Origin of the sequence: Streptomyces sp. NPDC056738 (assembly GCF_042790435.1) — a bacterium.
GTDB lineage: Bacteria > Actinomycetota > Actinomycetes > Streptomycetales > Streptomycetaceae > Streptomyces.
In genome coordinates this window covers 1-11,726 of record NZ_JBHTZF010000011.1, presented here as the reverse complement: position 1 = coordinate 11,726, position 11,726 = coordinate 1, and the positions used below count along the sequence as shown (strand labels likewise).

At 68.9% G+C, this 11,726-nt stretch carries 11 protein-coding genes; 8 read left to right on the top strand and 3 right to left on the bottom strand.

The window, feature by feature from the left end; translation table 11 throughout:
- Window positions 1-395 precede the first annotated feature (395 nt).
- Window positions 396-692: a DUF397 domain-containing protein gene (locus ACFRIC_RS26920; RefSeq protein WP_382790512.1), complete on the bottom strand. Its 297-nt coding sequence runs from the start codon at window positions 690-692 to the stop codon at window positions 396-398.
- A 264-nt stretch (window positions 693-956) separates the two neighbouring features.
- Between ACFRIC_RS26920 and rpsO the strand changes: the two genes are divergently transcribed.
- The 5 genes from rpsO (at window position 957) to ACFRIC_RS26895 (ending at window position 6,462) form a co-directional block, all read left to right on the top strand.
- Window positions 957-1,244 (top strand): 30S ribosomal protein S15, encoded by a 288-nt coding sequence (gene rpsO, locus ACFRIC_RS26915; protein ID WP_037741887.1) that lies wholly within the window; start codon window positions 957-959, stop codon window positions 1,242-1,244.
- Between the two features lie 362 nt (window positions 1,245-1,606).
- Window positions 1,607-3,823, top strand: coding sequence for a polyribonucleotide nucleotidyltransferase (locus ACFRIC_RS26910; RefSeq protein ID WP_382790509.1), 2,217 nt, complete (start codon window positions 1,607-1,609; stop codon window positions 3,821-3,823).
- On the top strand, window positions 3,820-5,199 hold the full coding sequence (locus tag ACFRIC_RS26905; protein ID WP_382790506.1) for a M16 family metallopeptidase: 1,380 nt from the start codon (window positions 3,820-3,822) through the stop codon (window positions 5,197-5,199). The genes ACFRIC_RS26910 and ACFRIC_RS26905 overlap by 4 nt, the downstream gene beginning before the upstream one ends.
- 26 nt (window positions 5,200-5,225) lie before the next feature.
- Window positions 5,226-5,978 carry a 4-hydroxy-tetrahydrodipicolinate reductase gene (dapB, locus tag ACFRIC_RS26900; RefSeq protein ID WP_382790502.1) on the top strand — a complete coding sequence of 251 codons (753 nt, stop codon included), beginning with the start codon at window positions 5,226-5,228 and terminating at the stop codon, window positions 5,976-5,978.
- A 31-nt stretch (window positions 5,979-6,009) separates the two neighbouring features.
- On the top strand, window positions 6,010-6,462 hold the full coding sequence (locus ACFRIC_RS26895; RefSeq protein ID WP_382790499.1) for a hypothetical protein: 453 nt from the start codon (window positions 6,010-6,012) through the stop codon (window positions 6,460-6,462).
- Between the two features lie 83 nt (window positions 6,463-6,545).
- On the opposite strand, the gene ACFRIC_RS26890 is transcribed toward ACFRIC_RS26895, so the two are convergent.
- Together ACFRIC_RS26890 and ACFRIC_RS26885 are read right to left on the bottom strand one after the other, a co-directional pair.
- Entirely contained in the window at window positions 6,546-7,103 is a 558-nt protein-coding gene (locus ACFRIC_RS26890; protein WP_382790496.1) for a hypothetical protein, read from the bottom strand.
- 90 nt (window positions 7,104-7,193) lie between these two features.
- Window positions 7,194-7,433 (bottom strand): hypothetical protein, encoded by a 240-nt coding sequence (locus ACFRIC_RS26885; RefSeq protein ID WP_382790494.1) that lies wholly within the window; start codon window positions 7,431-7,433, stop codon window positions 7,194-7,196.
- Between the two features lie 293 nt (window positions 7,434-7,726).
- Between ACFRIC_RS26885 and thyX the strand changes: the two genes are divergently transcribed.
- The 3 genes from thyX to ACFRIC_RS26870 all read left to right on the top strand — a co-directional run bounded on the left by thyX (window position 7,727) and on the right by ACFRIC_RS26870 (window position 11,397).
- Entirely contained in the window at window positions 7,727-8,467 is a 741-nt protein-coding gene (gene thyX, locus ACFRIC_RS26880; protein WP_382790490.1) for an FAD-dependent thymidylate synthase, read from the top strand.
- Between the two features lie 211 nt (window positions 8,468-8,678).
- Complete coding sequence (gene dapA, locus ACFRIC_RS26875; protein ID WP_355767956.1) at window positions 8,679-9,578, top strand: 4-hydroxy-tetrahydrodipicolinate synthase; 900 nt, start codon at window positions 8,679-8,681, stop codon at window positions 9,576-9,578.
- 133 nt (window positions 9,579-9,711) lie between these two features.
- Window positions 9,712-11,397 (top strand): ribonuclease J, encoded by a 1,686-nt coding sequence (locus ACFRIC_RS26870; protein ID WP_382790487.1) that lies wholly within the window; start codon window positions 9,712-9,714, stop codon window positions 11,395-11,397.
- The last annotated feature ends 329 nt before the right edge of the window (window positions 11,398-11,726 follow it).

Genomic DNA, 11,726 nt, shown 5'->3' with positions numbered 1-11,726 from the left:
CGGATAACGCGAGCCCCCCGTGCACGGGTTCAGGCGTCGCGCCCGGTCCCAGCCTAATCACCATGACTGTTCGCGGGGCAGGCCCGTCCACCGCACCGCGGAAGCCCGTTACGGCACACCCTGCCCAGAAGTGGCCCACGCACGCTCACCATTGACCCCGAAAGCGGACAAACGACGGCACCGGAAGGACACTTGCGGGACGACGGCCGGGCGCACGGCACGGACGGACACGGACGGACAACGAAAGGTCAGGCACGCGCCACGGACGGACGACGGTCAGGCACGCGCCACGGACGGACGACGGTCAGGCACGCGGCACGGACGGACTACGGCCGGGCAGACGAAAGGGCCGCCGCGGAAGACTCTCCGCACCGGCCCCGGTTCCCCACGCCCCGCTACTCCGCCGGCAGTCCCCCCGCGCGCGGAGCCGGCTCCAGATCGAACTCGCCGTCGCGCGCGCCCAGCACGAAGGCCCGCCACTCCGCCTCCGTGTACCGCAGGACCGTCCCCGGGTCGAGCGAGGACCGCATGGCCACCGCGCCCCCGGGCAGGTGGGCGATCTCGACCCGCTCCTCGTGCTGCTCGGTGCCCGGCGCGCTCTGCCATTCGGCGCCCGAGATGTCGAGTGCGTAGAGCTCGTCCTTCTCCCGCTCCTTGCGCGCCCTGACGTCGTTCTCCGCTTCCTCGGCCATGTTCCGCCGGCCCCTTCCCCACGTATGAATGACCTCTGCCGTCACCCTAGTGGCCTGGTCCGCGCCGTCCGGGGAGGTTCGCGGACCCGGACAGACGTATCCGCCCCGGCTGGTACCCTGTGTAACGGCCGTTTGTGTACGCACCCCCGGAGCGCTGCTCTGGAGGCCGCGCCCAGCGGATCCCCGCCTCCCGAGTTACGGAAGCTCCCCTGAGAAGTGGACCAGGGGCACTCGGTGGCACACATGAGACTACGAGGAGTACGCGTGTCGCTCGACGCCGCTACGAAGAAGCAGATCATCAGCGAGTTCGGTCAGAAGGAGGGCGACACCGGCTCCCCCGAGGTCCAGGTCGCCATGCTCTCGCGCCGCATCTCGGACCTGACCGAGCACCTCAAGACGCACAAGCACGACCACCACTCCCGTCGTGGTCTGCTGATCCTGGTCGGTCAGCGTCGCCGCCTTCTCCAGTACCTGGCCAAGAAGGACATCCAGCGCTTCCGTGCGCTGGTCGACCGCCTGGGCATCCGCCGCGGTGCGGCGGGCGCCAAGTAAGACGCCGTGAAGGGAGCGGTTCCCACCTCTTGGGGACCGCTCCTTTTGCTGTATGTGCTGCCGAGGGAGCTCTCTACGTGCGGAGTGTCACCGACGCTTTGTAGTGTGGTAGCACAACGCAATACGCAGGAAACAGCACGGACGAACACAGCGTGACGACGCCGTACCCGCCGGGTAGGGCATCTCACGACAACGAACGAGGAGAAGCGCGCCTCATCGCCGCCGGTCCTCGGTAGTGGCCCCCGGGCGTCAGAGCCCCGGGTGCTTCGATCGAAGACCGGCCCGCACGAGAAGGAGCGCTTCTCCGCCACCGTCCCCCTGCCACACGGGCAGGACGGGACGAAGACGAGGAGAAAACGCTAGTGGAGAACGAGACCCACTACGCCGAGGCCGTTATCGACAACGGTTCCTTCGGCACCCGCACCATCCGCTTCGAGACGGGCCGCCTGGCCAAGCAGGCCGCCGGCTCCGCCGTCGCGTACCTGGACGACGACACCATGGTGCTGTCGGCCACCAGCGCTTCCAAGAAGCCCAAGGACCAGCTCGACTTCTTCCCCCTGACGGTCGACGTCGAGGAGCGGATGTACGCCGCGGGCAAGATCCCCGGCAGCTTCTTCCGCCGTGAGGGCCGCCCCTCCGAGGACGCCGTCCTCACCTGTCGTCTCATCGACCGTCCGCTGCGTCCGTCCTTCAAGAAGGGCCTTCGCAACGAGATCCAGGTCGTCGCCACGATCATGGCGCTCAACCCCGACCACCTGTACGACGTCGTGGCGATCAACGCCGCCTCCGCGTCCACGCAGCTCGCGGGTCTTCCCTTCTCCGGCCCGGTCGGCGGCGTCCGCGTCGCGCTGATCAACGGCCAGTGGGTCGCGTTCCCGACGCACACCGAGCTCGAGGACGCCGTCTTCGACATGGTCGTCGCCGGTCGCGTCCTGGAGGACGGCGACGTCGCGATCATGATGGTCGAGGCCGAGGCCACCGAGAAGACCATCCAGCTCGTCCAGGGTGGCGCCGAGGCGCCGACCGAGGAGGTCGTGGCCGCCGGTCTCGACGCCGCGAAGCCCTTCATCAAGGTCCTGTGCAAGGCGCAGTCGGACCTCGCCGCGAAGGCCGCCAAGCCGACCGCCGAGTTCCCGATCTTCCTCGACTACCAGGACGACGTCCTGGAGGCCCTCACCGCCGCGGTCAAGAGCGAGCTCGCCCAGGCGCTCACCATCGCCGGCAAGCAGGACCGCGAGGCCGAGCTGGACCGCGTCAAGGAGATCGCCGCCGAGAAGCTGCTCCCGCAGTTCGAGGGTCGCGAGAAGGAGATCTCCGCCGCCTACCGCGCGCTGACCAAGAAGCTCGTCCGCGAGCGCGTCATCAAGGACAAGGTCCGCATCGACGGCCGCGGCGTCACGGACATCCGTACGCTGGCCGCCGAGGTCGAGGCCATCCCGCGCGTGCACGGCTCGGCGCTGTTCGAGCGTGGCGAGACCCAGATCCTGGGCGTCACCACCCTCAACATGCTCCGCATGGAGCAGCAGCTGGACACCCTCTCCCCGGTGACCCGCAAGCGCTACATGCACAACTACAACTTCCCGCCGTACTCCGTCGGTGAGACCGGCCGCGTCGGCTCCCCGAAGCGTCGCGAGATCGGCCACGGCGCGCTCGCCGAGCGCGCGATCGTGCCGGTCCTGCCGACCCGCGAGGAGTTCCCCTACGCGATCCGTCAGGTGTCCGAGGCCCTCGGCTCCAACGGCTCGACGTCCATGGGCTCGGTCTGCGCCTCCACGATGTCGCTGCTCAACGCCGGTGTGCCGCTGAAGGCCGCCGTCGCGGGCATCGCCATGGGTCTCATCTCCCAGGAGATCGACGGCCAGACGCACTACGTCGCCCTCACCGACATCCTCGGTGCGGAGGACGCCTTCGGCGACATGGACTTCAAGGTCGCCGGCACCAAGGAGTTCGTGACCGCCCTCCAGCTCGACACCAAGCTGGACGGCATCCCCGCCTCCGTCCTGGCCGCGGCCCTCAAGCAGGCCCGCGACGCCCGCCTCCACATCCTCGACGTGATGATGGAAGCGATCGACACGCCGGACGAGATGTCCCCGAACGCCCCGCGGATCATCACGGTCAAGATCCCCGTGGACAAGATCGGTGAGGTCATCGGCCCCAAGGGCAAGATGATCAACCAGATCCAGGAGGACACCGGCGCCGAGATCACGATCGAGGACGACGGCACCATCTACATCGGTGCCGCCGACGGCCCGGCCGCCGAGGCCGCCCGCGCCACGATCAACGGCATCGCCAACCCGACCATGCCGGAGGTCGGCGAGCGCTACCTGGGCACCGTCGTGAAGACGACGACCTTCGGCGCGTTCGTGTCGCTGCTCCCGGGCAAGGACGGTCTGCTGCACATCTCGCAGATCCGCAAGCTCGCCGGCGGCAAGCGCGTGGAGAACGTCGAGGACGTCCTCGGTGTGGGCCAGAAGGTCCAGGTCGAGATCGCCGAGATCGACTCGCGCGGCAAGCTCTCCCTCATCCCCGTGGTCGAGGGCGAAGGCGACGACGACAAGAAGGACGACACCGACCAGTGACGTCGAGTAGCTCCACGACGACGGCCCGCACCTCTTCGGAGGCGCGGGCCGTCGCCCGTACCCAAACCCTCATCAAGGGCGCGAACGGCATCGGCACGGTCCGCAAGACCACCCTGCCCGGCGGGCTGCGCATCGTCACCGAGACGCTCCCCTCCGTGCGCTCCGCCACGTTCGGCATCTGGGCGCACGTGGGCTCCCGCGACGAGACGCCGTCCCTGAACGGCGCGACGCACTACCTGGAGCACCTGCTCTTCAAGGGCACCAGCCGCAGGTCCGCCCTGGACATCTCCTCGGCGATCGACGCGGTCGGCGGCGAGATGAACGCGTTCACGGCCAAGGAGTACACGTGCTACTACGCACGCGTGCTCGACACCGACCTGCCGCTGGCCATCGACGTCGTCTGCGACATGCTGACCGGCTCGCTCATCCTCGAGGACGACGTCAACGTCGAACGCGGCGCCATCCTCGAAGAGATCGCGATGACCGAGGACGACCCGGGCGACTGCGTGCACGACCTGTTCGCGCACACCATGCTCGGCGACACCCCCCTCGGCCGCCCGGTCCTCGGCACGGTCAACACCGTCAACGCGCTCACCGCGGACCGCATCCGCCGCTTCTACAAGAAGCACTACGACCCGACGCACCTCGTCGTCGCCTGCGCGGGCAACGTCGACCACAACAAGGTCGTACGCCAGGTCCGCGCCGCCTTCGAGAAGGCCGGCGCCTTCAAGAACGCCACGGCCGCTCCCATCGCCCCGCGCGACGGCCTGCGCAGCATCCGCACCGCGGGCCGCGTCGAGCTCCTCGGCCGCAAGACCGAGCAGGCCCACGTCGTCCTCGGCATGCCGGGCCTGGCCCGCACCGACGAGCGCCGCTGGGCCCTCGGCGTCCTGAACACCGCCCTCGGCGGAGGCATGTCCTCGCGCCTGTTCCAGGAGGTCCGTGAGAAGCGCGGCCTGGCCTACAGCGTGTACTCGTACACCTCGGGCTTCGCCGACTGCGGCCTCTTCGGCGTCTACGCGGGCTGCCGCCCGAGCCAGGTCCACGACGTCCTCAAGCTGTGCCGCGACGAGCTCGACCAGGTCGCCGAGCACGGACTCTCGGACGACGAGATAGGCCGCGCCATCGGCCAGCTCCAGGGCTCCACGGTCCTCGGCCTGGAGGACACCGGCGCGCTGATGAACCGCATCGGCAAGAGCGAGCTGTGCTGGGGCGAGCAGATGTCGGTCGACGACATGCTCGCCCGGATAGCGTCGGTCACCCCCGACGAGGTCCGCGCCGTCGCCCGGGACATCCTGGGACAGCGGCCCTCGCTGGCGGTCATCGGCCCGGTCAAGGACAAGCAGGCGTCCCGGCTGCACGACGCGGTCGCGTAAATCCCGTCTCGGTAAGGAACGAAGCAATGAGCAAGCTGCGCGTGGCGGTCCTCGGTGCCAAGGGCCGGATCGGAGCCGAGGCGGTACGAGCCGTCGACGCCGCCGAGGACATGGAGCTGGTGGCCGCGCTGAGCCGTGGCGACAAGCTGGAGACGCTGGTCGAGGCCGGCACCCAGGTCGTGGTCGAACTGACCACCCCGGCCTCGGTGATGGGCAACCTCGACTTCTGCGTCCGGCACGGCATCCACGCCGTCGTCGGCACGACCGGCTGGACCGAGGAGCGCCTCGCGCAGCTCGGCACCTCGCTCGCCGCGTCCCCGGAGACGGGCGTGCTCATCGCGCCCAACTTCTCCATCGGGGCCGTCCTGACGATGAAGTTCGCCGAGGCGGCCGCGCCGTACTTCGAGTCCGTCGAGGTCGTCGAACTGCACCACCCGAACAAGGTGGACGCGCCCAGCGGCACGGCCACGCGCACCGCCCAGCTCATCGCGGCGGCCCGTGAGCGCGCGGGCAGCGCCCCGCAGCCCGACGCCACGGTCACCGCCCTGGACGGCGCCCGCGGCGCCGACGTGGACGGCGTCCCGGTGCACGCGATCCGGCTGCGCGGTCTCCTGGCCCACCAGGAGGTCCTCCTCGGCGGTGAGGGCGAGACCCTGACCATCCGCCACGACTCCCTCCACCACAGCAGCTTCATGCCGGGCATCCTGCTCGGCGCCCGCCGCGTGGTGACCACCCCGGGCCTCACCTTCGGTCTGGAACACTTCCTCGACCTCGGCTGAGCCGGGGACGTACGACAGTTAGCCGGCAGACATGCGCGCGAAGATCACCTATGCCATCACGGCCGCCGTCCTGGTCGTCTATTTCGTCCTGGTCGGCAGCCGGGGGGTGCTGCTCATCCAGAACGGCACCCTGATCACCGTCACCTTCGGTGTCGCGGTGCTCATCCTGCCGGTCATCGGCATCTGGTTCCTCTGGCAGAACACCCAGTTCGTCCGGAAGGCCAACCGGCTCGCCTCGGTGCTCGACGCCGAGGGCGGACTGCCCGTCGACGAACTGCGGCGCACCGAGAACGGCCGCATCGACCGCGACTCGGCCGACGAGGTCTTCGCCCGCCGCAAGGCCGAGACCGAGGACGCCCCGGACGACTGGCGGAGCTGGTTCCGTCTCGCAGTCGCCTACCACGACGCCCGCGACACCCCGCGCGCCCGCAAGGCCATGCAACGGGCCATCGCCCTCCACGAGGGCCGGACCCTGGAAGCCTGACCAGGTCGTCCTCGTACGGCGAAGGGGCCGGCCCGCACCCCGTGCGGACCGGCCCCTTCGCCGTGACGTTTCTCCCCGGCGCCTCAGGCCCGGCGGTACTCGTCGGCCCACACCTCGACGACGTCCGCCGCCCGGTCGAAGGCTTCGGTACGCGCCAGGAAGTCGGCGTTGTGCGTGGTCATGAGCGGCGGCACGTCCCCCGGCTCCCGGTCCGTGCTCACCAGCGTCAGAGCCTGGCCCTGGACGGTGCGGGGCAGCCCCATCCAGCGCACCGGCTGCTGCACCGTGCGCACCGCCAGGACCTGCTTCCACGGGGTCGTCCGCGTGACGAAGAAGCCCACCCGGCGCAGCCCCCGGGCGCTGACCCACACGCCCATGCGCAGCAGGCGCAGCGCGCACAGGATGACGACCGCCGCGGCGGCCATGCAGGCCGCGGCACCGGGCAGCGTCCCGGCGACGGCGATGATCACGGCCGCGACGAGCACGTACGAGGCGAGCAGCAGGACGAGCGCGGCCGCGCCCACCCGCCAGGGGCCGGGCCGGTAGGGGCGCCTCCAGCGGTCGCGGTCGTCGAAGGGAAGCGCGACATCCTCCGCCGCCTCGTCAAAGGCGCGGTCCGCCGTCAGAAAGGCCAGGGGCACGTTCGATCCTCACTCGATCCACACAAGGGCAGTGCCCGGTGAGGTTATCGAGCCGGCTGCCGGCTCACCACCCTTGGGGGTCCGGAAGAGTCAGCGGCCGTCCGACGCCACGGAGTGCTGCGTCTGCGCGGGTGACGGATCCTGTGACAGGGCGGGCATTCCGAATATCAGGGATCCGGCTATCCCGGCGGCCAGGGTGAGGCCGAAGAGCCACCGGCCGGCTATCTGCCCGGCGGTGGACCGCTCACGCGGCGGCGGGGTGACGTTGCTGCGGAAGGAGTCGGCTTCGGCGGTGAAGGCGAACGGGACGGGCTCGCGCCGACTGGACATGGGCGGTGCTTCTCCTCTGGGGGGCCTGCGGGCACGGTGACGTGATCCGGGGTGTTCCGGGCGACCTGGGTGTTCCGGGCGACCGGGGCGATCCGATGGCAAGCGGCGCGAACCTCTCGAACACGTCGCTCTCACTCATACAGACGGGCGAACGTTACAAGAGGTGCCCGGAATCACCGAATTCGCAGAAGTTCGCCGATGAATGTCGCGGCCCGGCACCGAACGCCCGTTGTCGGTGCCGGGCCGTAGAGTGGTCGCCGCCCGAAGCCAGTGATGGAAGGACCCCGCTCACCGTGACCGACACCCCAGCCGACGACCTCAAGCCCAGCTTCCGCGGCGATGTCACCGTCGAGCTGATCAAGCACACGGCCTCCGACGCCGACGTGCTGTTCGCCGCCCGCGTCTCCACCGCCGGTGAGCAGTCGCTGGAGGAGCTGCAGAAGGACCCCGAGCGCTCCAAGGGCCTGATCAACTACCTGATGCGGGACCGTCACGGCAGCCCCTTCGAGCACAACTCGATGACCTTCTTCGTCAGCGCGCCGATCTTCGTCTTCCGCGAGTTCATGCGGCACCGCGTGGGCTGGTCGTACAACGAGGAGTCCGGTCGCTACAGGGAGCTGGAGCCCGTCTTCTACGTCCCCGCCGAGGACCGCAAGCTGGTCCAGCAGGGCCGCCCCGGCAAGTACGAGTTCGTCGAGGGCACCCCCGAACAGCACAGGACCGTCACCCGGGCCATGGAGGAGTCCTACCGGCAGTCCTACGCCGCGTACCAGGAGATGCTGAAGGCCGGTGTCGCCCGCGAGGTCGCCCGCGCCACCCTTCCGGTCGGACTCTTCTCCTCGATGTACGCCACCTGCAACGCCCGTTCGCTGATGCACTTCCTCGGACTGCGCACCCAGCACGAGCTCGCGAAGGTGCCGTCGTTCCCGCAGCGGGAGATCGAGATGGTCGCCGAGAAGATGGAGGCGGAGTGGTCCCGGCTCATGCCTCTCACGCACGCGGCCTACAACGCCAACGGGCGCGTGGCGCCGTAACGCGCCACCGCGCACCGGTCCGGCACAGATGTACGGTTCAGCCGAGCGAAGTGTCCGTATTGCGGCATTTCGCGAAGTTCATCTAGCCTGATCAAACGGACCCGGCACTGCTTGAACCCCCGAGCAGGCAGTGCCGGGTTCCACCTTTGTCATGCTTTGTCGTGGCCCCCGAGGGCAGACCACGCGGTGAGCAGCGAGTAGCGTATTACCCATGGCTCCGACCTCCACTCCGCAGACCCCCTTCGGGCGGGTCCTCACCGCCATGGTCACGCCCTTCACGGCGGACGGCGGACTCGACCTCGACGGCGCTCAGCGGCTCGCGACCCACCTGGTGGACGCAGGCAACGACGGCCTGATCATCAACGGCACCACCGGTGAGTCCCCGACCACCAGCAACGCGGAGAAATCGGAGCTCGTACGAGCCGTGCTGGAGGCGGTGGGCGACCGCGCCCACATCGTCGCCGGCGTCGGCACGAACGACACCCGCCACAGCATCGAGCTCGCCCGCGACGCCGAGAAGGCCGGCGCGCACGGCCTGCTGACCGTGACGCCGTACTACAACAAGCCCCCGCAAGAGGGTCTGTACCGTCACTTCTCGGCCATCGCCGACGCGACCGAACTGCCGGTCATGCTCTACGACATCCCCGGCCGCAGCGGCGTACCGATCAACACCGAAACCCTGGTGCGGCTCGCCGAACACCCGCGTATCGTCGCCAACAAGGACGCCAAGGGAGACCTCGGCCGCGCAAGCTGGGCGATCGCCCGCTCCGGCCTCGCGTGGTACTCGGGCGACGACATGCTGAACCTGCCGCTGCTGTCCGTCGGCGCGGTGGGCTTCGTCTCGGTCGTCGGTCACGTCGTCACCCCGGACCTGCGCGCGATGCTCGACGCCTATCTCTCGGGGGACGTCCAGAAGGCCACCGAGATCCACCAGAAGCTGCTCCCCGTCTTCACCGGCATGTTCCGCACCCAGGGCGTCATGACGACCAAGGCCGCGCTCGCCCTCCAGGGCCTGCCCGCCGGTCCGCTCCGCGCCCCGATGGTCGAACTGTCGCCCGAGGAGACCAGCCAGCTCAAGATCGATCTTGGCGCCGGCGGGGTAGAGCTCTAACCACAGACTTCACAACTGAATACGTATGAACGCAGGCCATGAGCCTGCACCCCACACACAACAGCTACTGCACGAACGTCACGCGCGCCACGTGCCTTGCCAGGTACGTGGCGCGCGTGGTGAGGAGAGTCTTTTGAGTCATCCGCATCCTGAACTCGGCGCACCGCCGGCCCTCCCGAAGGGCGGCCTGCGCGTCACCCCGCTCGGCGGCCTCGGCGAGATCGGCCGGAACATGACGGTCTTCGAATACGGAGGCCGTCTGCTGATCGTCGACTGCGGAGTGCTCTTCCCCGAGGAGGAGCAGCCCGGAATCGACCTGATCCTGCCGGACTTCACGTCCATCCGGGACCGCCTCGACGACATCGAGGGCATCGTGCTCACGCACGGCCACGAGGACCACATCGGTGGCGTGCCCTTCCTGCTCCGCGAGAAGCCGGACATCCCGCTGATCGGCTCCAAGCTGACCCTCGCGCTCATCGAGGCGAAGCTCCAGGAGCACCGCATCCGGCCCTACACGCTCGAAGTGGCCGAGGGCCACCGCGAGCGCATCGGCCCCTTCGACTGCGAGTTCGTCGCGGTCAACCACTCCATCCCCGACGCCCTCGCGGTCGCCATCCGCACCCCCGCGGGCATGGTCGTCCACACCGGCGACTTCAAGATGGACCAGCTCCCGCTGGACGGCCGGCTCACCGACCTGCACGCGTTCGCCCGGCTGAGCGAGGAAGGCATCGACCTTCTTCTCTCGGACTCCACGAACGCCGAGGTCCCGGGCTTCGTCCCGCCCGAGCGCGACATCCAGAACGTGCTGCGCCAGGTCTTCGCGAACGCCGGCAAGCGCATCATCGTGGCCAGCTTCGCCAGCCATGTGCACCGCATCCAGCAGATCCTCGACACCGCCCACGAGTACGGCCGCAGGGTCGCCTTCGTCGGCCGCTCGATGGTCCGCAACATGGGTATCGCGCGCGACCTCGGCTATCTGAAGGTCCCGCCGGGCCTGGTCGTCGACGTCAAGACGCTCGACGACCTTCCGGACCACGAGGTCGTCCTCGTCTGTACGGGATCCCAGGGCGAGCCGATGGCCGCACTCTCCCGGATGGCGAACCGCGACCACCAGATCCGGATCGTCCAGGGCGACACGGTGATCCTCGCGTCGTCGCTGATCCCGGGCAACGAGAACGCGGTCTACCGCGTCATCAACGGCCTGACCCGCTGGGGCGCCAACGTCGTCCACAAGGGCAACGCCAAGGTGCACGTCTCGGGTCACGCCTCCGCGGGTGAGCTCCTGTACTTCTACAACATCTGCAGGCCGCGCAACCTGATGCCGGTCCACGGCGAATGGCGCCACCTGCGCGCCAACGCCGAGCTGGGCGCCCTGACCGGCGTCCCGCACGACCGGATCGTCATCGCCGAGGACGGCGTCGTCGTCGACCTGATCGAGGGCAAGGCCAAGATCGCGGGCAAGGTCCAGGCCGGGTACGTCTACGTCGACGGCCTCTCGGTCGGTGACGTCGGTGAGCCCGCGCTGAAGGACCGCAAGATCCTCGGCGACGAGGGCATCATCTCGGTCTTCGTGGTGATGGACGCCAGCACCGGCAAGCTCACGGCCGGCCCGCACGTGCAGGCACGCGGCTCCGGCATCGACGATTCCGTCTTCGCCGAGGTCATCCCGAAGATCACGGAGGTCCTGGAGCGCTCGGCTCAGGACGGTGTGGTGGAGCCCCATCAGCTCCAGCAGCTCATCCGTCGCACGCTGGGCAAGTGGGTGTCCGACACCTACCGTCGGCGCCCGATGATCCTCCCGGTCGTCGTCGAGGTCTGACGGCCGGCAAGGCCTCGACCTGGAGCGGGCCGCCTCGATTTGCATCGGGGCGGCCCGCTCCAGTACGTTTACGGCTCCGCCTGAACGGGAACCACCGAAGCTTCGTGCTCGGAGGCAGTCCCCGAACCGGGTGGGAATTCCGACTCAGAGAATCTGATAAAGTCGGAGCCGCCGGAAAGGGAAACGCGAGAGCGGATTACCTGGAAAGCACCGAGGAAATCAGGTCCGGAAAGATCTGATAGAGTCGGAAACGCAAGACCGAAGGGAAGCGCCCGGAGGAAAGCCCGAGAGGGTGAGTACAAAGGAAGCGTCCGTTCCTTGAGAACTCA